The organism is Sulfitobacter sp. SK025, assembly GCF_003352105.1.
Classification (GTDB): Bacteria; Pseudomonadota; Alphaproteobacteria; order Rhodobacterales; family Rhodobacteraceae; genus Sulfitobacter; species Sulfitobacter pontiacus.
Window position 1 is genome coordinate 2,273,396 of the sequence record NZ_CP025808.1, and the last position, 24,672, is coordinate 2,298,067.

The window sequence follows — 24,672 nt, forward strand, 5'->3', positions numbered from 1 at the left end:
GCCGTCACCTGTCGGCACGATGCCGATCTTCAAATTCAAACCCCAGATCAAAGGATTTTGCCGGGTCTGGTGACAACTCATACGTCGCTTTGCGCAGGAAATCCATCATAGCTTTTGCGTCTTTTGCCATGGGGTCCAGCACGTTTCTGCCGATGGGGTCGCCGATGACCACGCGCACGGGCGTGTCGAGCCGTTTGCGGAATTCCTTGATCAGCAGTCCCATGCGCAGGGTGTGATGCAGATGGCTGGCAATCTGGAACAAGCGGCTGGTGTGGCCGTCAAAGTAGATCGGCACGACGGTGGCATCCGATTTCGCGATCATGCGGGCGGTAAAGCTGCGCCAGCCCGGGTCCATGGGGCGTGAAAACGGCCGTGCGCTGGTGCTGACGGTGCCCCCCGGAAAGATACCAACCGCGCCGCCCTGCCCCAGATACTCCAGCGCGGTCTTGCGCGTGCGCAGGTTCAGCGCCAGTGCGGCCTTGTCCTCGTCAAAACTGATCGGCAGCAGATGGCGGTTCAGGTCGGGCGCGCGGTTAAAGACCGAATGCGCCATGATCTTGAACCCGTCCCGGCGGCGCGCCAACATATGCCCCAGCATCAACCCGTCCAGAATACCGTAAGGATGGTTCGCCAGCGCGATGACAGGCCCCGTTTCAGGGATGTTCGCCAGACTGCCGCCCACGACGTCAAGCGTCAGCCCATAGCGCTGCACCATCACGTCAAAGAACCCCATCCCGCGCGCCATGTCGTCTTCATAGCCAGTTGCGCGTTTCATCAGCCCCAACCGCCCTGTGCTATTCTCCATCAGGCGGATGAAGGCACGCGCGGGCCGCGATTTGGCGGAATAGGCATAGCTGATGTCACGCGCTGTCAGGGGCCGAAGATCGGGCTGCAAGAGGGTCAAGGTCGGTTCCTTTTCACGGGCTTTGCCTTGCCCTCTAGCAGTGGATCATGACAGTCGCGTGACAGACAGCCTATTCAGCCTACTCTGCCGCGCGCGAGGTTTGCGTGCCCCCTGACCGGATGACGGCCAGCAGCTCTTCGCGCCGCTTTGCTGCCTTGGCTTCATTCGCCTGTTTCACCGGCCCAAAGCCGCGGATCTGCAAGGGAAGCTCTGCCAAGGCGACAATCGCGTCGTGGGTTGCATCAGTCAGCTTGGGCAGAACATCCTTCATGTCGGCCTCGTATTGCGTGATCAAGGACCGCTCCATCCGGCGTTCTTCGGTGCGACCAAAGGGATCGAATGGCGTGCCGCGCAGGAACTTCATCCGCGCCAGCATGTTGAACGGCCCCTCCATCCACGCGCCAAAGGTCCGTTTCATCGGACGGCCATCCGCGCCGGTTTTCGACAGGATCGGCGGCGCAAGGTTGAAGGTCAGCTTGGGATCCCCCTCAAAGGCCTCTGCCACTTTGGCGCGGGTGGATTTCAACAGGCGCGCGACCTCGTATTCATCCTTATAGGACAGGAGCTTGTGGTAGCCCAAGGCCACGGCCTCTTTCAGGCGCGCGTCGGTAATGCTGTCCACCATGGTGCCATAACGCTTCGCCAGCCGCTTGCCCTGATAGGCGATCAGGTGGTCCTTGCGGAAGGCGATCCGTTCATCCAGCGTCTTCGGCAGGGCGACGACATTGGGCGTCATCACGCGCTTGGCGTCTTCGGGGTGCAGCACGGCCCAACGGCCCAGTTCAAACGCACGCAAGTTCCGCTCGACCGCGGCACCGTTCAAGGTGATCGCCTGTTGCAAGCTGTCCAGCGACAGCGGGATCAACCCCTGCTGCCACGCTGCGCCGAAGATCATCATGTTCGAATAGATCGAATCCCCCAGCGTCGCCTTCGCCAGATCAGAGGCATCAAACAGCGCGACGTCATCCTTCAGCCGTGCCTCAAGCGCGAGGGTAAGCCGGTCGTAGGGCATCTGGAACTCGGTATCGCGGGTAAACTCGCCCGTGATGATCTGGTGCGAGTTCACAACCGCCCCCGTCCGCCCAGCGCGCGTCAGGCCAAGCGTCTTGGTCCCGGCAGAGACAACAAGATCGCCCCCGATCAACGCATCCGCCTCACCCGTTGCCACGCGAATGGCGCTGATATCTTCGGGACGGTTCGCAATACGGCAATGGATATGTACGGCACCGCCCTTTTGGGCAAGGCCCGCCATCTCCATCATCCCAGCGCCCTTGCCGTCAATCTGCGCGGCTTGCGCCAGAACGGCACCGATGGTCACAACGCCGGTCCCACCGACACCGGTGATCACCACGTTATGCGTGCCATTGATCGCAGGCAGGGTCGGCATGGGCAGGTCGGGAATCTTGACCTCTGTCGTGGGATCCTTGCGGATCTTGGCCCCCTCCAGCGTCACGAAGGACGGGCAGAACCCTTTGACGCACGAGAAATCCTTGTTGCACGAGGATTGATCAATCGCCCGTTTGCGCCCCAGTTCTGTTTCTTCGGGCACGATCGAGACGCAGTTGGACTGCACACCACAATCCCCGCAGCCTTCGCAGACATCGGTATTGATGAACACGCGCTTGTCGGGATCGGGGAACAACCCCCGTTTGCGACGGCGACGTTTCTCGGCGGCACAGGTCTGGATATAGACGATGACACTGACGCCTTTGTGTTTGGCGAAATTCTCTTGCACGGTCTGCAGGTCTGCACGCTCGTACATCGGCACGTCGCCAAAGGCTTTTTCGTCTACGTCTTCTTTCTCGTCATAGACCACGGCGATATTCTTGACGCCCATGGCCTTCACCTCTGCCACGATACGCGGCGCGTCCAGATCGCCTTCGTTGTGCTGGCCACCGGTCATGGCAACGGCATCGTTATAAAGGATCTTGTAGGTGATGTTCGTCTTGGCCGCGATGGCCGCACGGATCGCCAGATTACCCGAATGGTTGTATGTCCCGTCCCCGAGGTTCTGGAACACATGGTCGCGTGTCGAGAATTTGGATTCACCGATCCAGTTCGCACCTTCCCCTCCCATATGGGTAAAGCCGGTTGTCTCGCGATCCATCCACTGCACCATATAGTGGCAACCGATCCCGGCGTAGGCACGGCTCCCCTCTGGGAGCTTGGTTGATGAGTTATGCGGACAGCCCGAACAGAAGTAGGGCACACGCGCGGCGATGTCTTCGGCGTTATCGGCACGTCGCGCGGTATCCAGCGCTTCCATACCCGCCTTGATGCCATCGGTGGTCCGGCCTTCCTCGAAAAAGATACCGCCCAGCTTTTCGGCAATCCAGATCGGGTCCAACGCGCCACGGGTGGGGAAAAGCTCCTCGCCATGCTCCATCCCGGCACCACCGCCTTTGTGCCAGCCATAGACGCGGCGATGCGTATCCGAGAACAGCGCCTCTTTGATCTGCACCTCGATCAGCTTGCGCTTCTCTTCCACGACGATCACCAGATCGAGCCCTTCGGCCCACTCATGGAACCCCTTCATATCCAGAGGGAAGGTCTGCCCGATCTTATAGAGCGTGATCCCCAGACGTTCGGCTTCGTTCTCGTCGATGTTCAGCAAGCTCATGGCGTGGATCACATCCAGCCAGTTCTTGCCGGCTGCCGCGATGCCGATCTTGGCCCCGCGCTTGCCCCACATGCGCTTGTCCATCTTGTTGGCGTGGCTAAACGCCTCTGCGGCAAAGCGCTTATAGTCGATCATCCGCGCTTCTTGCAGATGCGGCGTGTCTTGCAGACGAATGTTCAGCCCGCCCTCCGGCATATCGAACTGCGGGGTGACCAGCTCCATTCGGTTCGGGTCACCATTCACGACCGATGTCGCCTCTACGGTGTCTTTCATCGTCTTGAGCCCGACCCATAGTCCGCTAAAACGGCTCAGCGCCCAGCCATAGATACCGTAATCAAGGATCTCCTGCACACCGGCGGGGCTGACGACGGGCATATAGGCATCCACCATCGCCCATTCGGACTGGTGCAACACGGTAGAGGATTCACCCGTGTGGTCATCCCCCATGGCCATCAGAACACCACCGTTCACGGACGAGCCCGCCATATTCGCGTGACGCATGACATCACCAGAGCGATCCACACCCGGGCCCTTACCGTACCACAGGCCAAACACGCCGTCGTACTTGCCCTCACCGCGCAATTCTGCCTGCTGGCTGCCCCATAGGGCCGTAGCGGCAAGATCTTCGTTCAGGCCCGGTTCGAACACGACGTTATGCGCGGCCAGTGTCTTGGCGGCGCGGTCCATCTGAAGGTCAACGGCCCCCAGTGGCGATCCACGATATCCGGTCACATATCCGGCGGTATTCAACCCTGCCGCTTTGTCCCGTGCCGCCTGCATCATCGTCAGGCGCACCAACGCCTGCGTGCCGTTCAGCAACACGGGCGATTTCTCGAGGTCATACCGGTCAGTTAGTGAAATTTTTTGCGTACCCATAGCGCGTCCTCCCCTACGTGCAATCAATAGCTATGGCATCACACTAGGTCACAAAAGCTGACCTGTCTAGCGTTGTGTCTGACCCTAGGTCATAAAGCGCCAAGGCGCGGGGCTTGATCTTTTGCACCTCCGCCCGATCTATCCGTGATAAGATAACCGCACATATACCGATGCGCCGCGTCGGAGGGTTGTTTTTAAACTGTAAAACGCGCAAAGATGACCGTTCTTGCGAACACTGCGCTCATTATAAAGGTAGTCCTCATGGATTGGGACAAGCTCAGAATATTTCACGCCGTGGCGGACGCGGGCAGCTTGACCCACGCGGGCGACAAGCTGAATTTGTCGCAATCTGCCGTCAGCCGCCAGATCCGCGGACTGGAAGAGCAGCTGAATACCAACCTGTTCCACCGCCATGCACGCGGCTTGATCCTGACCGAACAAGGCGAGCTGCTGTTCGACGCCACCGTCGCCATGTCCAAACGGCTTGATACCGCCGCTGCGCGCATCCGCGACAGCGAGGAAGAAGTCTTTGGCGAATTGCGTGTCACCACGACCACGGGCTTTGGCACCCTATGGCTGGCCCCGCGTCTGCCGAAGCTCTACGAGAAATACCCCGACCTCAAAGTCGACCTGATGCTCGAAGAACGCGTCCTTGACCTGCCCATGCGCGAAGCCGATGTCGCCATCCGCATGAAAGAGCCGTCGCAAGCCGATTTGGTGCGCAAGAAGCTGATGATGATCAAGATGTGCATGTACGCCTCGCCCGCTTATCTTGCGGCGAACGGCACGCCCCAGCGGCTTGAGGATATGTCGGACCACCGTCTGATCTGCCAGAACACCGACAGCAATCAGGTGCATGCGGGTCTGAACCTGATCCAGCAGCTTATGATGCATGACGTGCGGTCGATGCTGACGGTGAACAACTACTTTGGCGTATTGCAAGCGGTGATCAACAACCTCGGGATCGGCGTACTGCCCGACTACCTCATGCAAGACTTCCCCGATCTGGTGCAAGTTCTGCCAGAGACCGAGTCGGCGGATGTGCCCGTATTCCTTGCCTACCCCGAAGAATTGCGCGCCTCCAAGCGGGTCGCGGCCTTTAAAGACTTCGTGCAGGACGAGATCATTACCCACCGCAAACTGCTGCGCGAGAAAGAGTCCCACTAGCTATGCGAAAACCGCATATCGGACATGTCACATATTAACGATTCCATCCTTGAACCGTGCACGAACGCCACTTATTTGGGCGGTATGAAGACGGGCGGCTCCGCGCCGCTACTTCATACCTCCCTGTTGGACTCGGCCGAGCTTCGTGCTCGGCCTTTTTTTTGGCTAGGGCCCTTCACGAGCCTTAGGTCTTTTCCCCGCGCTGCGCTTGATCTAAGAGGTGTGGCATATTGCTAGGGGAAAACGCGCACCATGACCGAACCAGCCATCACCCAAGACCTGATTTCCAGCCACGGCATCAACGCCGAAGAATACCAGCGTATTCTGGATATCATCGGGCGCGAACCCACCTTTACCGAACTGGGCATCTTTTCGGCCATGTGGAACGAACACTGTTCCTACAAGTCGTCGAAGAAATGGCTGCGTACCCTGCCGACCGAAGGCCCACAGGTGATCTGCGGACCGGGCGAGAATGCGGGCATCGTTGATATCGGCGACGGCCAAGCGCTGGTCTTCAAGATGGAAAGCCACAACCACCCGTCCTACATCGAACCCTATCAGGGTGCGGCAACTGGCGTGGGCGGCATCCTGCGGGACGTCTTCACTATGGGCGCGCGTCCGATCGCGGCGATGAACTCTCTTAGCTTCGGGTCGCCCGACCACCGCAAGACGCGCCAGCTGGTGCATGGCGTGGTCGCGGGTGTGGGCGGCTATGGTAACTGCTTTGGCGTGCCCACGGTGGGCGGCGAAGTGCGTTTTGACACCGCCTATGATGGCAACTGCCTTGTGAACGCCTTTGCTGCGGGTTTGGCCGACACCGACAAGATCTTCTATTCCGCCGCTTCCGGCGTTGGCATGCCAGTCGTTTACCTTGGTGCGAAAACCGGCCGCGACGGTGTGGGCGGCGCGACGATGGCATCGGCCGAGTTCGACGACACCATCGAAGACAAACGCCCCACCGTTCAGGTCGGCGACCCCTTCACCGAAAAACGCCTGATGGAAGCCACGCTCGAACTGATGGCGACCGGTGCCGTGATCTCCATTCAGGATATGGGCGCTGCAGGCCTGACCTGTTCGGCCGTGGAAATGGGCGACAAGGGCAACCTCGGTGTGCGCCTTGATCTTGAGAAAGTACCGACCCGCGAACACGCGATGACCGCCTACGAGATGATGCTGTCGGAATCCCAGGAACGGATGCTGATGGTCCTGCGCCCCGAGCTTGAGGCAGAGGCGAAAGCCGTCTTTGACAAATGGGACCTCGATTTCGCCATCGTAGGCGAAACAATTGCCGAGGACCGTTTCTTGATCGTGCACAATGGCGAGGTCAAAGCCGACCTGCCGCTTAAAGCGCTCTCGGGCAACGCGCCCGAATACGACCGCCCCTATGTCGAGACACCCCCAGCCGAACCGCTGTCGGATGTCCCCGGCATCGACCCCATCGACGGGCTGAGCGCGCTGATCTCCAGCCCGAACTACGCGTCCAAAGCGTGGGTGTTTGAACAATACGACACGATGGTCATGGGCGACAGCGCCCGCACCCCCGGTCTGGGATCAGGCATCGTGCGCGTGCATGGCACCGACAAGGCGATCGCCTTTACCTCGGATGTGACGCCCCGCTACGTCAAGGCGAACCCTGTCGAAGGCGGCAAACAGGCCGTGGCCGAAGCCTACCGCAACCTCTGTGCCGTGGGGGCACTGCCGCTGGCGACCACAGACAACCTCAACTTCGGCAACCCCGAAAAGCCCGAGATCATGGGCCAGTTCGTCGGCGCGCTGAAAGGCATCGGCGAAGCGGTTGCCGCGCTGGACATGCCGATCGTATCGGGCAACGTGTCGCTGTATAACGAAACCGACGGCAAAGGCATTCTGCCCACCCCCACCATTGGCGCGGTCGGCCTGTTGAAGCACACGGACGAGATCATCGGCAAAGAGGTCCGCGAGGGCCATGTCGCTTTGGTTCTGGGGGCTACCGAAGGTCACATCGGACAATCCGCCCTGCTGCTTGAGGTGTTCAACCGCCGCGATGGCGACGCCCCCCATGTCGATCTGGCGCTGGAGAAGGCCCACGGTGAATTCATCCGTGCCAACCGCGCGTTGATCAAAGCCTGCACCGACCTGTCGGACGGCGGTCTGGCGCTGGCGGCCTTTGAACTGGCGGACGAGGCCGGCGTCGGCGTGACCCTGGATTCTGCCGATACGCAGGTTCTGTTTGGCGAGGATCAAGCGCGCTATCTGATCGCCTGCAACTTCGATCAGGCCGAAGCCCTGATGATCGCCGCGCAAAACGCCGGTCTGCATCTGGAAAGCGTCGGCAAGTTCGGCGGGGATCAGGTGAACTTCGGCGGCGTCAAAGCGCCTTTGGCTGACCTGTCGGCGACCTATCGCGGGGCTTTTGCCGAAACCTTCGCCTAAGGGGTCGCCCCCATCATCTGCATCAATCGCGTTTTCTCGCCCCGGTCATCGGGGCGGGAGATCACCTCTGCCAGTTCTTGCAACGACGCGATCGAGTGACCGGCCCGAAAGCTGTCGGTGAAGGGCAGCATCGCCCGGATACCCGCCGCTTTGGGCGCGAAGCCGTCCCACCGCAGCAGCGGATTTAGCCAGATCAGCCGACGTGCGGACAGATGCAACCGTTGCATCTGTCGCGCCAGATCATCGGGCGCATCGCGGTCCAGCCCGTCAGTGATCAACAGCACAACCGCACCCTGCCCCATGACCCGCCGCGACCAGTCGCGGTTGAACGCCTCTATACAGGCCCCGATGCGCGTGCCGCCCTCCCAATCCTGCGCCTCTGCCCCCGCCGCCTTGAGCGCTGCATCCACGTCGCGCGTCGCCAGATGGCGGGTGATATTGGTCAGCCGCGTGCCAAAGGTAAACGCATGCACCTGCGCCCACCCCGCGCCCTTGGCATTGCTCACCGCATGCAGGAAATGCAGCACCATGCGGGAATATTGGCTCATGGAACCGGAGATATCGCACAGCACCACCAGATTGGGATAGCGTGGGCGCGGGGTTTTCAGCATCAGCTTGTCCATCTCCCCGCCCCGGCGCAGCGCGGCCCGCAGGCTGCGCCCCGCGTCGATCCGCCCCCTTGGGGAGGTCATGGCCCGGCGGGACGGTATGGGTTTGACCGGCAAGCGCAACCGCGCCAGCATCTTCTTGGCCTCCGCCACCTCCGCGAGGCTCATCAGTTCGAAATCAAGACTGCGCAGCCGTTCTTGCGAGGACATGGTCAGGCTGGCATCGACCTCGATCTCTGTCTCGCCTTCGTCTTGCGGTTCTTCGCGGTCGCGTTCCGGCGCTTCGGCACCGTCCAACAGCGCCTCTGCCGCGCGTTTCTCGGCGGCTTGGGCGGGGCGGTCTTCTTGGACGCCACGGATCGCGGGCAGCATCGCGGCCATCATATGCTCCAGATACCGCGGGTCGCGCCAATAAAGCCGGAAGAGCTGCGCAAAGATGGTCCGGTGTTCAGGACGGTTCACAAAGCAGGCGTGCAACGTCCAGTAGAAATCGGTTTTGTCGGTGAACCCCGCCACCTCTACCGCGCGGATCGCGTCGATCACGCGGCCGGGGCCAATGGGCAGCCCGGCACGGCGCAGGGCACGGGCGAAATGGGTGATATTGCCGGCGAGTTTGGGGTTATCGGGCAGATCCAGGGGCAGATGTTCCATCAGGTCGCCTGCCGCCAGGGGCTGTCAGCCCCCGGACCCCCGAGGATTTTAGACCATTTGGAAGCGGCAGTATCCGTCAAGGGGTCGCGTCCAGCGTGGCTTTGGCTTGATCGAGGATGCGTTTCGCCTCTGATCCTTGCAGTTTGGCGATATCATCCTGGTATTTCAGGATCGCCCCAAGCGTATCCGCAATGGTTTCGGGGCTGAGGTTGATCACATCCAGCGCCAGCAGACATTTTGCCCAATCAATGGTTTCGGCCACGCCGGGCTTCTTGAACAGGTCCTCGGTCCGAAGGTGCTGGACAAAGGCCACGACCTCGCGGCTGAGCGCGGCTGAGGCTTCGGGGGCGCGGGCGGCCAGAATCTCCATCTCGCGGGGGAAATCGGGATAGTCGACCCAGTGATAAAGACAGCGGCGTTTGAGCGCGTCATGCACCTCGCGCGTGCGGTTCGAGGTCAGGATCACGATGGGCGGCTCGGGGGCCTTTATCGTGCCAAGTTCGGGGATCGTGACCTGAAAATCGCTGAGCGCCTCAAGCAGGAAGGCTTCGAACGGGGCGTCCGTGCGGTCAAGCTCGTCGATCAACAGGATGGGGGCGCCGCGTTCGTCAGGGCGCATCGCTTCGAGCAAGGGGCGTTCGATCAGGAAGTCGTCGCTAAAGAGTTCTGTTGTGAGCTGCTGTCGCGAGCGATCGCCCGTGGCCTCAGCCGTGCGGATCGCCACCATCTGCGCAGGGAAGTTCCATTCGTAGACCGCCGTGGCGGCGTCCAGCCCTTCATAGCATTGCAACCGGATCAACTTGCGGTCCAAGGCCAGCGCCAATGCTTTGGCAATCTCTGTCTTGCCGACGCCTGCCTCTCCCTCGAGGAACAGCGGCCGGCCCAAGGTCAGGCTCAGGAACACCACCGTGGCCAAAGGCCGCCCGCAGACATATCCCTGCCCCGCAAGCAGCTCTTGCACGGCGTCGATCGAAGGGGGCAGTTGCATGGCATTCTCCGGTTGTGATTGGCATGAGTGGTGCATTCTGATCCCGCGCGGTCAAGGGGTCTGCACGGAGTTCAGCAGACTCTATGCCTTGGAGCGACCACAGAATGTGCTATAAATGTGCTTCAAATTTCCGCATTTTCGCCTTAATGCGCCGATACCTCAGACCAAAAGCCAGGGGGTTTCCTGTGCCCAGATACGATTGAGGAAGTTTACCATGATCGATACCGCCGTAACGCTCGACACGTCTTTTGAGGACTATTCCAAAAGCGAGTGGATGGATGCTGTGAAGCAGGTCGCGCAGAATGGCGGGTTCTATGAAGCGCTCGGGTCAAGGCACCATGCGATGTTTCTGGAAAAATCCTCTACCCTGCTGGTCAGCTTTGAAACCATCAACGGGATGCGCGCCTTGTCATCGATGGCGCATCCTTTGGGGTGGGAAATGGTGCGCAGCGAAGGCTGGTCGCATCTTTGTCTGGCGTCAGAAGGGGATACATGGTTCCGCGACGCGCCCGTTTATGCGTTTTTCGACCGGCTGATCGACGATGGATTTTTCGACGGCTTTGACCGCGTGGTCTTTTATGGGGCGGGTCCGGGCGGCTATGCGGCTGCGGCATTCTCTGTCGCGGCACCGGGCGCAAAGGTCGTTGCCATCCAGCCGCAAGCGACGCTGGACCCCAGCGTGACAGAATGGGACGATCGCTTTGTCGAGATGCGGCGCACGGATTTCACCTCCCGGTTCGGATATGCCCCCGATATGCTGGACGCGGCCGAGGCCGCCTTTGTGATCTATGACCCGACTGTGCCGCTGGACGCGATGCATGCCAGCCTCTTTACCCGCCCCAATGTGACCAAACTTCGGATGCGGCGGATGGGCACGGCGCTGCAATCGAAACTGCTGGAGCTTGACCAGTTCGAAAACCTGCTGACCCTTGCAGCCGATGGCGAGCTGACAATCGCGAGCTTTGCACGCATCGCCCGGGCGCGCCGCGATCACCGCCCCTATCTAAAAGGCCTGCTTGCCGCGCTGGAACGCGAGCAGCGCGATCCGTTGACGCTCACGCTATGCAATTTCGTGACAGGGCACATGTCGGCCCCTCGGTTTGTCCGGCGCAAAAAGCAGTTAGAGGCCGAACTGGCCCTGCGTGTCGCACAGGAAAACGGGACCGCAGAGGAACAGGATACGCCATCTCAGGATGCAGCCAAAACCACCGGCTGACGGTTGCTGCGGTCCCTTTGCCCAACCCGAGACTAGCGCGCCCGCACGCCCTGTGCTAGCGGGGTGCCCATGACACAGACCCTCACGCTTCGACGCCCCGATGATTGGCACCTGCACCTGCGCGACGGCGCGATGCTGGACGCCGTGTTGCCCCATACCGCCGCGCATTTTGCCCGCGCCATCATCATGCCCAATCTGGTGCCCCCGGTGGTGCGCGGCGCCGATGCGGCCGCCTACCGCGATCGTATCCTGGCGGCACTGCCCGAGGGCGCGGATTTCAGGCCGCTGATGACCCTGTATCTGACCGAGGATACCGATCCCGACGATGTGGCCGCCGCCCATGCCAGCGGGTTGATCACCGCGGTCAAGCTCTACCCCGCCGGTGCGACGACAAATTCGGCCAGCGGCGTGTCGAACTTTGACACTGTTGCGCCCGTGCTGGAACGCATGGCCGAGATCGGCCTGCCCCTGTGCACCCACGGCGAGGTGACCGACCCCGAGATCGATATCTTCGACCGCGAGGCCGTGTTCATCGACCGCGTGCTTGACCCGATCCGTACCCGTCATGCGGGGCTGAAAGTCGTGATGGAGCATATTACCACCGCCGACGCCGCCCAGTATGTCACGGAAAGCACCGGCAATCTGGGCGCGACCATCACCACGCACCATCTGGTGATCAACCGCAACCATATCCTCGCCGGTGGGATCAAACCGCATTACTACTGCCTGCCCGTCGCCAAACGCGAGAGCCACCGTCTGGCCCTGCGTGCTGCCGCGACTTCGGGCGACGCGCGCTTCTTTCTGGGCACGGATTCCGCACCTCACACGGACGCGAACAAGCTGCTGCCCTGCGGCTGTGCCGGCTGCTTTACCGCGCCCAACACCATGTCGATCCTGGCCGAGGTCTTTGAACAGGAGGACGCGCTGGACCAATTGGAACGGTTTACCTCGCTTAACGGGCCGGATTTCTACGGGCTGGCCCCGAACGAGGCGACGATGACGCTGACCCGCACACCGGCGACCTACCCCGATCACATCGACACGCCCGACGGGCCGGTCACCGTGTTCGATCCGATGATGCCGCTGAACTGGTCCGTCACCGACTGACGCCCCCCTACCAAAGACAGTTTACCGGTCGCAGCAGGATGAGACCGGCCACCACAGCCCTCAACGCCAAGGCCCCAAAAGGAACGCATGATATGATCCCCACCAGCTACCCCGACTCTACCGAAATGGCGCGCTTGACCGCGCGGATGTTGCTGGAGATCAAGGCCGTTCATTTCAACGCGGCAGAGCCCTTTACCCTCGCCTCCGGCCTGCCGAGCCCGACCTATATCGATTGCCGCAAGCTGATCAGCTATCCGCGCATCCGCGCCACCTTGATGGACTTCCTGACCGTCACAGTAATGCGCGAAGCGGGGTTCGAGGCGTTTGACAATATCGCGGGCGGTGAAACCGCGGGTATCCCCTTTGCCGCGATGGTGGCCGAGCGCATGGCGCTGCCCATGACCTATGTGCGCAAGAAGCCCAAAGGCTATGGCCGTAACGCCCGCATTGAAGGTGAAATGACCGAAGGCCAACGGGTTTTGCTGGTCGAGGATCTAACCACCGATGGCGGCTCGAAGATCAGCTTTGTCGACGCGATTCGCGATACCGGTGCAACCTGCGCGCATACCGCAGTGATCTTTTACTACGGTATTTTTCCGCAGACAGAAAAGACCTTGGGCGATCACGGGGTTACGTTGCACAGCCTGTGCACCTGGTGGGATGTGCTGGCCGAGGCCAAAGCCCAGAACGCGTTTGACACAGAAACCCTGACCGAAGTCGAAGCCTTCCTGAACGCGCCAGAAGCGTGGCAGGATGCGCGGAAAAAAACCTAAGCAATCCACATGATATTGTGTCGCGTGGTGTAAAATCACGCGACATATGCTACGCTAGCGCAGAGATCAGGTTATCCACAGCTTATAAAGATTGCGGGATGACGGGCGGCTCGGGTAGATAAGCCTCGGGTCATTATTCAGTGGGGCAACACGTAGCATGAACGAGATTTCAAGCATCGACGGTAACCAGCTAACGGTTCAAGCGGCCGAGACAATGCCGCATTCCATCGAAGCGGAACAGCAGTTGTTGGGCGCGATCCTGACCAACAACGATATCTACGACCGCGTGGCGTCTGTCATCGGTCCCAAGCATTTCTACGACCCCGTTCACGCCCGTATTTTCGAGATCGCCGCCGCGCGGATCGCCAAGAACAACCTTGCCTCCCCCGTAACGCTCAAGGCGTTTATGGAGGATGACGAAGGGCTGAAAGAACTGGGCGGCCCCGCCTATCTGGTGCGCCTTGCCGGTGCCGCGATCAGCGCCTTTGCCGTGCGCGACTATGCGCAGATGATCTATGATCTGGCGGTGCGCCGCGACCTGATCCAGCTGGGCCGTGACATCGCGGCCAAAGCCGCACAGGTCGATGTCGCGTCAGAGCCGCGCGAACAGATCGTCGAGGCCGAACAAAAGCTCTATAAGCTCGCAGAGCAGGGGCAGACCGAAAGCGGTTTCCAGAGTTTTCTGAAAGCCGTGACCGATGCGGTCAACGTGGCCAATGCAGCCTACCAACGCGACGGTGGCCTATCCGGTGTCTCTACCGGTCTGATTGATATGGATAAAAAGCTGGGCGGCTTGCACCCGTCTGACCTTTTGATCCTTGCCGGTCGTCCGTCGATGGGGAAAACCTCGCTGGCGACGAACATCGCCTTCAACGTCGCCAAAGCCTACCGCCGTGGCACTTTGCATGACGGCACCGAAGGCGCTGTAGATGGTGGCGTTGTCGGGTTCTACAGCCTCGAGATGAGCGCGGAGCAGTTGGCTGCGCGTATCCTGTCCGAAGCGGCCGAGATCCCGTCCCACCAGATCCGGTCGGGTGATATGACAGAGACCGAATTCCGCCGTTTCGTCGATGCCGCCAAAGCGCTGGAAGCCTGCCCGTTGTATATCGACGACACGCCCGCCCTGCCGATCAGCCAGCTGGCCGCCCGTGCGCGACGGCTCAAACGGACCCACGGGCTGGACGTGTTGATTATCGACTATCTCCAGCTGGTACGCGGGACGGGCAAAGGCGAAAACCGGGTGAACGAGATCTCGGAAATCACCATGGGCCTCAAGGCCATCGCGAAAGAGCTCAACATCCCCGTGATCGCCCTGTCGCAGCTGTCGCGTCAGGTGGAAAACCGCGAAGATAAGCGCCCGCAGCTGTCGGACTTGCGTGAATCCGGGTCGATCGAACAGGATGCCGACGTCGTGATGTTCGTGTTCCGCGAGGAGTACTATAAGGAACGCGAAAAGCCCGGCGATCACGAGCTGGATAAAATGGCGATCTGGCAAGAAGAGATGGAGCGTCTGCACGGTCGCGCCGAAGTGGTCATCGGCAAGCAACGTCACGGCCCGATTGGTACTGTCGATCTCAGCTTTGAAGGGCGCTACACCCGCTTTGGTAACCTTGTGAAACCGTGGCAGAGTGAAAATGGCGGCGGCGATCAGGAGTTCTGATCGCCACACCCCGTTAATTTGATGAATACACGCTCTGTGCGGCGGTCAGACAACCGCCGCGCGGGCCATCTCTGCCTCTGAAAGATTGTATTTCGCGGCAAAGCGTTCCCGCGCCGCGATCAGCCTAGGGTCATTGGGTCGCATCCCCAAAGTACGAATGAATTCAATCCGTTGCTGGTGCTTTAGCGCCTCGCTGTCAATCGCCGTCCCCATCGCGCGGTCAATCACGGCCCCGCCGGGGCTGACGTGGAACCACTTGCTGAAATCACGGAAGTGATGCTGGTTGTGCAGCGTTGTCACATAACGCTCTACCCGCGTTTTTGGCACGTTCACATGGGCGGTCATGTGGAACCATTCATAGACCAGAAAGGTCAGCACCCCGCCCACTGGCACGATGGCCACGGCAATCCAGCCCGCCTGCGGCAAACCAAACAGGGCAAGAACACCCCACAGCACCGCTCCGTTCACCAGTAGCATCGGCAAAGCGACCCAGATCGGCACAAAAAACAGCTTGGTGTTGGTCGGGAAATCGTGATGACCGTAGTGCGCCATGTACAGCAGGTCAAAGGCCCATTGCGCCCGCGGGGGCGACAGGTGGAACACATAGCGGTGCAGGTTGTATTCATTCAGCATCTGCGCGGCGATCCCCAAGGGGATCATCGCCCAGACCCATAGCGGCGCGAACAGCGCCAATCCCACCAGCCCCGCCCCACAAGCGACCGCCATCACCACGACGGCCGCATGCGAGAACATGATACGCAAGCGCATCATCAGTGGCGCCCCTTACTCGGGCGACAGGGTTTCATAGCGCAACCCTTTGGCGGTGTCCTTGTCGAACCCCTTCCAATAGCTGTGATCCTCCTTCGGGGTGCCATCCTCGTTCATCGACCAGACCCCGTCGTTGGAGTTTTCGACCAGATCAAGATAGGCCCCCATCTCGGCATCGCCCTTGAGATGCTGCGCCATCCAGACGGTGGCGAAATGCTGCGCGATGTTGTTCATGCGCACCGTGTCCCAGACCGGATCGGTATAGTGGCCCGACACGTTGAACCCCAGATCAGCGTCATCGCGAAAGGATTCCGCAGGCGCAGGCATCGGTGCCGCCGCATTATGGCCGCCGTTTTCAAAGGTCAGCAAGGCGCGGTCGACGCTGCTGGCGTTTTCCCAAATGGCGCGCACGCCTTTTTCGTACAGCGATACCATATCCTCGGACCCGGCCATGAACAGCATGGGGATCTGGACGCCCTTCAAGCCTTCGGCATCCCAGAAACCCGTGTTCATGCCCCAGGGGCCGATCGCGATGGCGGTCTTGATCCTTGGGTCGGGCAGGTTGTTATGCGTCTCGGACCCCGCCTGATGGATGCCCAAGGTGCCATGCGGCCCGCCCCAGCCATAGCCGACCGACGCTTCAGTCACACCACCACCTGCGGTGATCACCGCGCCGTAGCCGCCCATGGAATAGCCGATCAAACCGGTGGTATCCGCATCCACCAAGCCATTGAGAAAAGAGCTTTCGTCTTGCGACAGACGCGCCATTTCATCCAGCACGAAAAGCTGGTCCAGCGACCGGTTCACCAGCGTAGAGCCAAAGGCCGCCTGCGTGCGATAGGTCGAATCCAGGTGATCGATGGACGCCACGACATAGCCCTTCGACGCGATATTCTCGGCCAGATGGGACATCAGGAAGCGGTTGCCGGGATAGCCGTGGGAGACGATGACCAGCGGATAGGCCGCGTCGGGCTGTGCGGGGTCCGCGTCGCGCATGGCTTTGCCTTGCAAGGTGACCTCGGTCTTGCCATCGCGGATGAACGCCTTGATCGCGGTGTCGCCGGTGGCCCCTTCAGCGGCGGGGTACCAGACCTCTACGGTCAGCGGGCGATCATAGCGCGGCAGGGTTTCAGGTTTGTCCGCAGCGGGATCGATGGACAGGATATCGATCTGGTCCTTATGCACCAGGTCAAGCTGGCGCACGCCGATCGCTTCGTCGCCATAGGCCGCCATATCAGGGGCTGTGGGCATCTGGGTATCGATCCGGTTCTCGGCCAGCGCCATAGGCGCGGCCATCGCCGTGACCACCGCCAGCACGGGCCCCGTTGTCATTGTTGAAACTCGCATTGAACTCTCTCCCGTTTTATATGCGGCTACTGCGCGCAGCCTGTCTTTTGTCAGGAACCAAGCTATCGCGTTCGCGCCACCATGCAAGCATCATGCGAAGGTTTCGTTACGTTAGGGAAATGGGCCAAACATTCCGTCCCGCTCCCCGCAAGGCGAGGGATTATTGGCCGGTGGCCTTGCTCGTGGCTTGACCTTGGCGGGCATACGGTCAAAACAAATCCCATGACAACAGCCACCCTCTCTATCGACCTCAATGCGATTGCCGCCAATTGGCAGGCGCTGAACAAAATGACCGGCTGCGACACCGGTGCCGTGATCAAGGCGAATGCCTATGGTCTGGGCATTGACCGCGTGGCGCCGGTTCTGGCCGCCCAAGGCGCGCGCAAGTTCTTTGTCGCTGTCGCGGAAGAGGGCGTGGCCCTGCGTCGCGTGTTGGGGCCCGGCCCTGCGATCAACGTCTTTGCGGGGCATATGCCCGGTGACGCCGATATGATCCGAAGCGCGGCCCTGACGCCGATGATCAATTCGGTCGACCAGATGATCGCCCATGTCGAAGCCCTGCCCGGCCATCGTTTCGGGGTGCAGCTGAACAGCGGCATGAACCGCCTTGGCATGGACCCCGCGGAATGGGCCGCGCTGCGCGACATCGCCCTGGCGCAGAACCCGACCTTGATCATGTCGCATCTGGCCTGCGCGGATGAACCGAACCACCCGATGAATGCCCGCCAGCTCAAGACGTTCCGCGAGATGACGGATGGGTTGAACGTGCCACGATCCTTGGCCGCGACGGGGGGTATCATGCTGGGCCGTGACTACCACTTTGACCTGACCCGCCCGGGCATCGGGGTCTACGGCGGATTGCCCTTCGCCGATGCGATGCCGGTGGTGACGCTGGATGTGCCTGTCATTCAGGTGCGCGAAGTCGCCACGGGCCAGACCGTCGGCTATGGCTGCGCCTGGACCGCGCCACGCCCGACAATGGTCGCGACGGTCGCTGCGGGCTATGCCGACGGGTTGATCCGCGCCTTGGGCAACGGGGCCACTTTCACCCACGAGGGGCGCAAACTGCCCGTTGTTGGCCGTGTCTCTATGGATCTGATCACCGTCGATGTGACCAGCCTGACAGAGGTGCCAGAGCATTTGCAGCTGATCGGGAACTATCAGTCTGTTGATACGGTCGCCGGGTTTGCGGGCACCATCGGCTACGAGGTGCTGACTGCGCTTGGCGCGCGCTATGACCGGGTCTATGTGGAGTGATGGGGCACGCCCCCGCGCAGATCGCTTTGATATACTGCTGCGCGTCGCAAACCTGTCTTTGCTGATCCTCTACCCTGTTGCATGGGCCGCACCCTTGTTGCGGGCCGGCGTGCTGCCACTGTTCGGGCTCACCGAAATCTCTGTCCTGAGCGGGCTGAAATCCCTATGGGACACCGATCTGTTTCTGGCGCTGATCGTCGCGGTTTTTGCCCTTATCGCACCCTATGTGAAGACCGTCGGCCTGACGCTGGTTCAGTTCCGCCTGATCGGCCCACGCGCCCTGCCCGTCTTGCAGGCAATCGGCAAATTGGCGATGGCGGATGTGTTTCTGATCGCGCTCTATGTGACCCTGTCCAAGGGGATCGGCATCGGGCGGATCGAGACGGCTTGGGGGCTATACCTGTTCACAGGCTGCATCCTCGCGTCGCTGTTTATCGGGCACCGCGCGCAGAAAATCGCCTAGGCAAGCTGGTGTTTTCTACACTACCAACCCACCCGCACAGGTAGAATTATTTGGAATTTCCCAAGTAAAATCGATTCATTTACGGAAAATTCAAGATTTTCTTCGCCTTTTGCCAACATCGGCATATTCTTGCTTACAACAGCAACTCAAGCACAAGGTGAGACAGATGAACGCGTTGACGGCACTTATTCAGTATCTTTTTCAAAGACTCGCATTCGCGGTTTTCGCTGTTGCCGCCGTGGCGATCACCGTCTGTACCATTATGGCCGCGCTTGGCCAATGGGCCTGGATCGAACTGCCACTCAACTATGACGGGCAGCCCGTTGAGAATGCAGGGATGTATGCGCAGATCGGCCTGACCATTCTGGCCGTGGGCATCTGCTTTTTCATCCCCACCAACCGCCGCATCATGCAGCTTGAGACGTCGCACCGCAAATTTGCGCTCAACATGGACGACATCACTCGCGCCTACGGGGCGGTGCATGCGGCGGATCGCGGGGACGTTTTTCACATGTCCTCCGAATTCGACTCGGTCCGCGAACGGCTGGCCTATCTGCGCGATCACCCTGATCTCAGTACGCTTGAACCCGCCCTTCTGGAGGTCGCTGCGCAGATGAGCCACATCTCGAAAGAGCTGGCGACCGTCTATGCCGACGAGAAAATCGAACGCGCGCGCAATTTCCTCAAGCAGCGTCAGGAAGAAGTGAACCTGTTCAACAGCCGTCTGGATCAGGCCAAAGGCATCACCTCGGAAATGAAGCACTGGCTGCACGAGGTCGAGCTGGAAGAAAGCGTGGCCGCAGCACAGCTGGACCGCCTGCGCGCTGAAATGCGCGAGATCATGCCCGAACTGGGAATCGAACGTACCGTATCGGCGGATGAAATGGCCCGCGATTCACGCGTGGTAGAGCTGCCCCCTAAAGCAGCGGAGTAACCCTGCGTGGGCACCAAGGTTTTGCTTTGACGTTTCCCCTTTGTTCGGCCAGAAAGACGCATGGCTAAATCTCCCGTTACATTTTCGTGCACGGCTTGCGGTGCGACCTATAACAAATGGTCCGGGCGCTGTGATGCCTGCGGCGAATGGAACACGATCCAGCAGGACAAGGGCATTTCATCCGGCCCGCCCAGCAAATCGCTTGGCACCCGTCGCGGTGCGGCGATGGTGCTGACCGACCTCACCACCAAGGACACGCCCCCGCCCCGCAGCCAATCCGGCATTGCCGAGCTGGACCGCGTTTTGGGCGGCGGGCTGGTGCCCTCCTCTGCCATTCTGGTCGGCGGTGATCCGGGCATCGGGAAATCCACCCTTTTGCTGCAAGCAGCGGCCCATTTTGCCCGCAGCGGTTTGAAAACAATCTACGTCAGCGGAGAGGAAGCCTCGGCGCAGGTCCGTATGCGTGCGCAGCGTTTGGGGCTGTCCGACGCCTCGGTGCAGTTGGCCGCCGAAACCAATCTGCGCGATATCCTGACCACGCTTGAAGAAGAAAAACCCGATCTGGTCATCATCGATTCGATTCAGACCATGTGGGCCGATAACGTCGATTCCGCCCCCGGGTCCGTCAGTCAGGTCCGCGCCGCCGCGCACGAGCTGACAAGTTTTGCCAAACGGCGCGGCGTTTCCGTGATTCTTGTAGGGCATGTCACCAAGGACGGGCAGATCGCGGGGCCGCGCGTGGTCGAGCATATGGTCGATACCGTGCTGTATTTCGAGGGCGAGCGCGGCCACCAGTTCCGTATCCTACGCGCGGTCAAGAACCGCTTTGGCCCTGCCGACGAGATCGGCGTATTCGAGATGACTGGCGAAGGGCTGGCAGAGGTCACCAACCCCTCTGCGCTGTTTTTGTCCGAACGCGGCACACCCGCTGCAGGGTCAGTGGTTTTCGCGGGTATCGAAGGCACCCGCCCTGTTTTATGCGAGCTTCAGGCGCTTGTGGCCCCCTCGCCTCATTCGCAGGCGCGGCGTACGGTCGTGGGCTGGGACGGAGGACGGCTGGCGATGATCCTCGCCGTGCTAGAGGCTCGTTGCGGCATCCCCTTTGCGGGGCTTGATGTTTACCTCAACGTGGCAGGCGGGATGAAAATCTCGGAGCCGGCGGCGGATTTGGCGGTAGCCGCCGCGTTGCTCAGCGCGCGCGAGGACGTGGCCTTGCCCGCGGAAACCGTTGTTTTCGGCGAAATCAGCCTGTCCGGTGCGCTACGCCCCGCCAGTCAAACCGAAAACAGGTTGAAAGAAGCGCAAAAACTTGGTTTTACCAGCGCCATCGCGCCCGCGGGCGGAAAACCGGTGGGCAAGAACGGCATAACGCTTAACACCATGAGCGATCTCACCGGATTTGTAGGCGAAATATTCGGGGCTGGCTAACCGCCCCTTCAAGGAAGGCAAGACGACCATGGAAGGTTTTACCATCATTGACGGGGTTGTGGCGCTTGTCATCGTTCTGTCGGCTTTGCTGGCTTATGGCCGCGGGCTTGTACGCGAATTTATGGCGATCGTGGGCTGGATTGCCGCCGCGATCCTTGCGTTTCTCTTTGCGCCGCAGGTTGAACCGCTGGTGTCAGAGATCCCTGTTGTGGGCGAATTCCTCGCCGACAGTTGTGAACTATCGATTATCGGGGCCTTTGCCATCGTCTTTGCCATCGCGCTGATTGTGGTCTCGCTGTTCACCCCGTTGTTTTCGTCGCTGGTGCAGCGCTCTGTTCTGGGTGGTCTGGATCAGGGGCTCGGGTTTCTTTTCGGCGTGGCGCGCGGCATCCTCTTGGTCGCCATCGCGTTCTTTGTCTATGACACCGTGATCACCGGCCAGACCTTCACCATGGTGGACGAAAGCCGGTCGGCACAGGTCTTCGGGCGCTTTACCGGCCAGATCGAAGAGCAGAACCCGGAAGCCGCATTGGGCTGGATCACCACCCGCTACGAGGCTCTGGTTGGGGCCTGCGGTGCCTAATCGCCGCTGACGCTGCCAAAAGTTATCCATGCGCCCCCGTTTTCGGGGGCGTTTGCATTTCTGCGATATGTTGCATCGCAGCATATGCGGGGGCAAAATGTAACGGCGGGGTGACAAGGCCCGCCCAAAGCCCTACATAGCCCCTATCCCTTCATCGGATTCGGAGTTGCCCCGTTGTCCAAGATCATGCCCCCCGCACACCCGTTTGATTCCTCCTATCTGCGTGATGCAGATGACGGGGATAAACTCAAAGAAGAATGCGGGGTGTTCGGCGTGATCGGCGTTGCAGACGCCTCGAACTTTGTGGCCCTCGGCCTGCACGCGTTGCAGCACCGTGGTCAGGAAGCCGGCGGGATCGTCAGCTATGACCCCGCTGCCGGTTTTCAGTCCGCCCGCCGCTTCGGCTATGTGCGCGACAACTTCACCTCGCAAAAGGTGATGGAGACACTGCCCGGCGAACTGTCTATCGGGCATGTGCGCTATTCGACCTCTGGTCACAAAGGCCCGACAGCGATCCGCGATGTGCAGCCCTTCTTTGGCGAATTCGCCATGGGCGGTGCCGCGATTGCCCATAATGGCAATATCACCAACGCCAACGCCCTGCGCCGCGAGCTGATTGAACGCGGGTCGATCTTCCAGTCCTCGTCGGACAGCGAATGTATCATCCACCTGATGGCGCGGTCCCTGCAACGCAACATTCCCGAACGCATGGAAGACGCGCTGCGCCGTGTCGAAGGCGCGTTTTCGGTCGTGGCGATGACCCGCACCAAGCTGATCGGCGTGCGCGATCCTTTGGGTGTCCGCCCGCTGGTTCTGGGCAAGCTTGGCGACGGTTGGGCGCTCAGCTCCGAGACCTGCGCGCTGGACATCATCGGTGCCGAATTCGTCCGCGAGATCGAGCCCGGCGAGATGGTCGTGATCACCCCTTCGGGCGTCGAAAGCCATTTCCCCTTCCGCCGTGTCGCATCGCGTTTCTGTATCTTTGAACACGTCTATTTCAGCCGCCCCGACAGCATCCTTGGCGGTCGTTCGGTCTATGAAACCCGCGAAGCCATCGGGCGCGAGCTGGCAAAGGAATCGCCGGTAGAGGCGGATCTTGTCTGCCCCGTCCCCGACAGCGGCACGCCTGCGGCCATCGGTTTCAGCCTCGAATCGGGTATTCCCTATGCGATGGGGATTATCCGCAACCAATACATGGGCCGGACCTTCATCGAACCGACCGAGCAGATCCGCAACATGGGCGTGCGGCTAAAGCTCAACGTGAACCGCGCGCTGATCAAGGGCAAGCGGGTCATTCTGGTCGACGATTCGGTTGTGCGTGGCACCACCAGCCGCAAGATCAAAGAGATGATCCTTGATGCCGGCGCGAAAGAGGTCCACTTCCGCATTGCTTCGCCCCCCACCGCGTGGCCCTGTTTCTACGGTGTGGACACGCCGCAACGTGAAAAGCTGCTGGCGGCCACCATGTCCGAAGAGGAAATGCGCGAGCATTTGCAAGTGGATAGCCTCAAGTTCATTTCGCTCGACGGGCTTTATCGCGCCGTGGGCGAGGCAGAGGGTCGCAACAACAAGTGCCCGCAATATTGCGATGCCTGCTTCTCGGGCGATTACCCCGTCACCCCTGCCGACCAGATCAATCAAGGGTTCGAGATGAAGCCAGCCGCAGAATAAAGCCGCCGCTTCCAGACAAGTTCCGCAAGGGCGGGCGCAGGGTTCAACCCCTCGCCCGCCCTTTTGCTATTTCGCACCCCCGTGCCGCTGGCAAAGCTTTGCCGACGTGCAAGCCAGTCTTTGCCAGCTTCCCCCGCGCCCTCTTTCGGCGGTCAGGCAGCTTTGTTAGCCCCTCGGTCTAACCATTCTTTGCCCCCCTAAGCGCAGCAAGAGGCACCCATGTCGACTGACGAAAAAGGCACTCCGACCCCGCAGAAAACACTCAATCTGGCAACGCAGCAGGCGTCCCTGCCCAAGCTCGCCCTGATTGGTACCTTCGGCAGCCTGACCGACCCCGGCGCGTTGATCCGCGATGGCCGCGGACGCATCCACCGCGTGACATTGAACGACAAGATCAGCGACGGCATCGTCGCCGCCATTGGCGACGACAGCGTGGTTCTGGCGCAGCGCGGGCGCACGGTGACGCTCAAACTTCCCAAAGGGTGAAACGCCCCGCGACATGACCACGGGTGCCGCGCCCCTCTTGACGGGGCGCGGTGGCTCAGGCAAAGCCACCCCATGACAAAAACAGCTCTTATCACTGGCGCGTCCCGCGGTCTTGGTGCCGCCCTGGCCGAAGCACTTTGCGACACGCATCACATCATTGCAGTCGCCAAAACCACCGGTGCTCTGGAAGAGCTGGACGACCGCATCCAGTCCCGCGGCGGCAGCGCGACGTTGGCCCCGATGGACATCACCAATGCCGATGCGATGGCGACCCTGTGCCGTGGCATCTATGACCGCTGGGGCAGCCTTGATCTGTGGCTGCACACCGCTGTCCATGCCGCCCCTTTGGCCCCGACCGATCACATCGACGCCAAGGACATGGCCAAATCGGTCGCCTGTAACGTCACGGCCACCTCGACCCTGATCACCTATGTGGCACCGCTGCTGGGGCAGTCGGGTCAGGCCGTGTTCTTTGACGATCCGGTTGTAGCGACCAAGTTCTTTGGTAGCTACGGGGCCACCAAGGCCGCACAGATCGCGCTGGCCAAAAGCTGGCAGTCCGAAGCCGTGGCAATCGGCCCGCGCGTCCACATCATGACGCCCGCCCCCATGCCAACCGCGACACGCGCGCGTTTCCACCCCGGTGAAGACCGCGAGGCGCTGAACACGCCACAGTCGCAAGCCGCTGAAATTCTGGCGCAACTGGCTGTTTCCCAGCCTTAAAACATGATGCGGTGAAGGCTCCTGCCTTGC

At 60.8% G+C, this 24,672-nt stretch carries 20 protein-coding genes; 14 read left to right on the forward strand and 6 right to left on the reverse strand.

The features are described 5' to 3' along the window. Positions 1 to 4: 4 nt before the first annotated feature. Positions 5 to 904, reverse strand: a complete 900-nt coding sequence (locus tag C1J04_RS11065) for a lysophospholipid acyltransferase family protein (protein WP_050766212.1) — start codon at positions 902 to 904, stop codon at positions 5 to 7. 79 nt (positions 905 to 983) lie between these two features. Then, positions 984 to 4,400 carry an indolepyruvate ferredoxin oxidoreductase family protein gene (locus C1J04_RS11070; RefSeq protein ID WP_009824822.1) on the reverse strand — a complete coding sequence of 1,139 codons (3,417 nt, stop codon included), beginning with the start codon at positions 4,398 to 4,400 and terminating at the stop codon, positions 984 to 986. A 261-nt stretch (positions 4,401 to 4,661) separates the two neighbouring features. Between C1J04_RS11070 and C1J04_RS11075 the strand changes: the two genes are divergently transcribed. Then, a complete protein-coding gene (locus C1J04_RS11075) occupies positions 4,662 to 5,567 on the forward strand; it encodes a LysR family transcriptional regulator (protein ID WP_009824823.1) in 906 nt (301 codons plus the stop codon). 252 nt (positions 5,568 to 5,819) lie between these two features. Further along, entirely contained in the window at positions 5,820 to 7,979 is a 2,160-nt protein-coding gene (gene purL / locus C1J04_RS11080; RefSeq protein ID WP_009824824.1) for a phosphoribosylformylglycinamidine synthase subunit PurL, read from the forward strand. Here purL and C1J04_RS11085 read toward each other — a convergent pair. Next, a complete protein-coding gene (locus C1J04_RS11085) occupies positions 7,976 to 9,238 on the reverse strand; it encodes a vWA domain-containing protein (protein ID WP_009824825.1) in 1,263 nt (420 codons plus the stop codon). The genes purL and C1J04_RS11085 overlap by 4 nt on opposite strands. 76 nt (positions 9,239 to 9,314) lie before the next feature. Next, positions 9,315 to 10,226 (reverse strand): AAA family ATPase, encoded by a 912-nt coding sequence (locus C1J04_RS11090; RefSeq protein WP_009824826.1) that lies wholly within the window; start codon positions 10,224 to 10,226, stop codon positions 9,315 to 9,317. A gap of 214 nt (positions 10,227 to 10,440) precedes the next feature. On the opposite strand from C1J04_RS11090, the gene C1J04_RS11095 reads away from it, so the two are divergent. From C1J04_RS11095 to C1J04_RS11110, 4 genes are all read left to right on the forward strand, one after another. Next, positions 10,441 to 11,442, forward strand: a complete 1,002-nt coding sequence (locus tag C1J04_RS11095) for a hypothetical protein (protein ID WP_009824827.1) — start codon at positions 10,441 to 10,443, stop codon at positions 11,440 to 11,442. 69 nt (positions 11,443 to 11,511) lie between these two features. After that, entirely contained in the window at positions 11,512 to 12,549 is a 1,038-nt protein-coding gene (gene pyrC, locus C1J04_RS11100; protein WP_037953743.1) for a dihydroorotase, read from the forward strand. Between the two features lie 92 nt (positions 12,550 to 12,641). Continuing rightward, complete coding sequence (locus C1J04_RS11105) at positions 12,642 to 13,322, forward strand: orotate phosphoribosyltransferase (RefSeq protein ID WP_005853893.1); 681 nt, start codon at positions 12,642 to 12,644, stop codon at positions 13,320 to 13,322. A gap of 157 nt (positions 13,323 to 13,479) precedes the next feature. After that, entirely contained in the window at positions 13,480 to 14,982 is a 1,503-nt protein-coding gene (locus C1J04_RS11110) for a replicative DNA helicase (protein WP_005853895.1), read from the forward strand. A gap of 45 nt (positions 14,983 to 15,027) precedes the next feature. On the opposite strand, the gene C1J04_RS11115 is transcribed toward C1J04_RS11110, so the two are convergent. Together C1J04_RS11115 and C1J04_RS11120 are read right to left on the reverse strand one after the other, a co-directional pair. Continuing rightward, complete coding sequence (locus C1J04_RS11115) at positions 15,028 to 15,753, reverse strand: sterol desaturase family protein (RefSeq protein WP_009824831.1); 726 nt, start codon at positions 15,751 to 15,753, stop codon at positions 15,028 to 15,030. A 12-nt stretch (positions 15,754 to 15,765) separates the two neighbouring features. Beyond that, a complete protein-coding gene (locus tag C1J04_RS11120; RefSeq protein ID WP_009824832.1) occupies positions 15,766 to 17,082 on the reverse strand; it encodes an alpha/beta hydrolase family protein in 1,317 nt (438 codons plus the stop codon). A gap of 237 nt (positions 17,083 to 17,319) precedes the next feature. Here C1J04_RS11120 and alr point away from each other — a divergent pair, with 237 nt between their 5' ends. The 8 genes from alr (at position 17,320) to C1J04_RS11160 (ending at position 24,642) form a co-directional block, all read left to right on the forward strand. Further along, complete coding sequence (alr, locus tag C1J04_RS11125; RefSeq protein WP_009824833.1) at positions 17,320 to 18,354, forward strand: alanine racemase; 1,035 nt, start codon at positions 17,320 to 17,322, stop codon at positions 18,352 to 18,354. Continuing rightward, a complete protein-coding gene (locus tag C1J04_RS11130; RefSeq protein ID WP_009824834.1) occupies positions 18,344 to 18,817 on the forward strand; it encodes a paraquat-inducible protein A in 474 nt (157 codons plus the stop codon). Before alr ends, C1J04_RS11130 begins: the two co-directional genes overlap by 11 nt. Positions 18,818 to 18,983: 166 nt before the next feature. Beyond that, positions 18,984 to 19,751 carry a hypothetical protein gene (locus tag C1J04_RS11135; RefSeq protein WP_009824835.1) on the forward strand — a complete coding sequence of 256 codons (768 nt, stop codon included), beginning with the start codon at positions 18,984 to 18,986 and terminating at the stop codon, positions 19,749 to 19,751. 60 nt (positions 19,752 to 19,811) lie between these two features. After that, positions 19,812 to 21,179 carry a DNA repair protein RadA gene (gene radA / locus C1J04_RS11140; RefSeq protein WP_009824836.1) on the forward strand — a complete coding sequence of 456 codons (1,368 nt, stop codon included), beginning with the start codon at positions 19,812 to 19,814 and terminating at the stop codon, positions 21,177 to 21,179. A 28-nt stretch (positions 21,180 to 21,207) separates the two neighbouring features. Next, entirely contained in the window at positions 21,208 to 21,762 is a 555-nt protein-coding gene (locus C1J04_RS11145) for a CvpA family protein (protein WP_005853908.1), read from the forward strand. A gap of 186 nt (positions 21,763 to 21,948) precedes the next feature. After that, entirely contained in the window at positions 21,949 to 23,433 is a 1,485-nt protein-coding gene (gene purF / locus C1J04_RS11150; RefSeq protein WP_037944446.1) for an amidophosphoribosyltransferase, read from the forward strand. Positions 23,434 to 23,652: 219 nt separating this feature from the next. Then, complete coding sequence (locus C1J04_RS11155) at positions 23,653 to 23,919, forward strand: hypothetical protein (RefSeq protein ID WP_005853915.1); 267 nt, start codon at positions 23,653 to 23,655, stop codon at positions 23,917 to 23,919. Between the two features lie 72 nt (positions 23,920 to 23,991). Further along, positions 23,992 to 24,642, forward strand: a complete 651-nt coding sequence (locus C1J04_RS11160) for an SDR family NAD(P)-dependent oxidoreductase (protein ID WP_009824837.1) — start codon at positions 23,992 to 23,994, stop codon at positions 24,640 to 24,642. Positions 24,643 to 24,672: the final 30 nt, after the last annotated feature.

What these genes read in the sequence shown, in the direction of transcription:
- C1J04_RS11105 (WP_005853893.1), top strand. Translation starts at nt 12,642, where the DNA reads ATGATCCCCACCAGCTACCCCGACTCTACCGAAATGGCGCGCTTGACC.
- C1J04_RS11110 (WP_005853895.1), top strand. Translation starts at nt 13,480, where the DNA reads ATGAACGAGATTTCAAGCATCGACGGTAACCAGCTAACGGTTCAAGCG.
- purF (WP_037944446.1), top strand. Translation starts at nt 21,949, where the DNA reads ATGCCCCCCGCACACCCGTTTGATTCCTCCTATCTGCGTGATGCAGAT.
- purL (WP_009824824.1), top strand. Translation starts at nt 5,820, where the DNA reads ATGACCGAACCAGCCATCACCCAAGACCTGATTTCCAGCCACGGCATC.
- C1J04_RS11130 (WP_009824834.1), top strand. Translation starts at nt 18,344, where the DNA reads ATGTGGAGTGATGGGGCACGCCCCCGCGCAGATCGCTTTGATATACTG.
- C1J04_RS11155 (WP_005853915.1), top strand. Translation starts at nt 23,653, where the DNA reads ATGTCGACTGACGAAAAAGGCACTCCGACCCCGCAGAAAACACTCAAT.
- C1J04_RS11075 (WP_009824823.1), top strand. Translation starts at nt 4,662, where the DNA reads ATGGATTGGGACAAGCTCAGAATATTTCACGCCGTGGCGGACGCGGGC.
- C1J04_RS11115 (WP_009824831.1), bottom strand. Translation starts at nt 15,753, where the DNA reads ATGATGCGCTTGCGTATCATGTTCTCGCATGCGGCCGTCGTGGTGATG.
- alr (WP_009824833.1), top strand. Translation starts at nt 17,320, where the DNA reads ATGACAACAGCCACCCTCTCTATCGACCTCAATGCGATTGCCGCCAAT.
- pyrC (WP_037953743.1), top strand. Translation starts at nt 11,512, where the DNA reads ATGACACAGACCCTCACGCTTCGACGCCCCGATGATTGGCACCTGCAC.
- C1J04_RS11085 (WP_009824825.1), bottom strand. Translation starts at nt 9,238, where the DNA reads ATGGAACATCTGCCCCTGGATCTGCCCGATAACCCCAAACTCGCCGGC.
- C1J04_RS11090 (WP_009824826.1), bottom strand. Translation starts at nt 10,226, where the DNA reads ATGCAACTGCCCCCTTCGATCGACGCCGTGCAAGAGCTGCTTGCGGGG.
- C1J04_RS11095 (WP_009824827.1), top strand. Translation starts at nt 10,441, where the DNA reads ATGATCGATACCGCCGTAACGCTCGACACGTCTTTTGAGGACTATTCC.
- C1J04_RS11120 (WP_009824832.1), bottom strand. Translation starts at nt 17,082, where the DNA reads ATGACAACGGGGCCCGTGCTGGCGGTGGTCACGGCGATGGCCGCGCCT.
- C1J04_RS11070 (WP_009824822.1), bottom strand. Translation starts at nt 4,400, where the DNA reads ATGGGTACGCAAAAAATTTCACTAACTGACCGGTATGACCTCGAGAAA.
- C1J04_RS11135 (WP_009824835.1), top strand. Translation starts at nt 18,984, where the DNA reads ATGAACGCGTTGACGGCACTTATTCAGTATCTTTTTCAAAGACTCGCA.
- C1J04_RS11145 (WP_005853908.1), top strand. Translation starts at nt 21,208, where the DNA reads ATGGAAGGTTTTACCATCATTGACGGGGTTGTGGCGCTTGTCATCGTT.
- radA (WP_009824836.1), top strand. Translation starts at nt 19,812, where the DNA reads ATGGCTAAATCTCCCGTTACATTTTCGTGCACGGCTTGCGGTGCGACC.
- C1J04_RS11160 (WP_009824837.1), top strand. Translation starts at nt 23,992, where the DNA reads ATGACAAAAACAGCTCTTATCACTGGCGCGTCCCGCGGTCTTGGTGCC.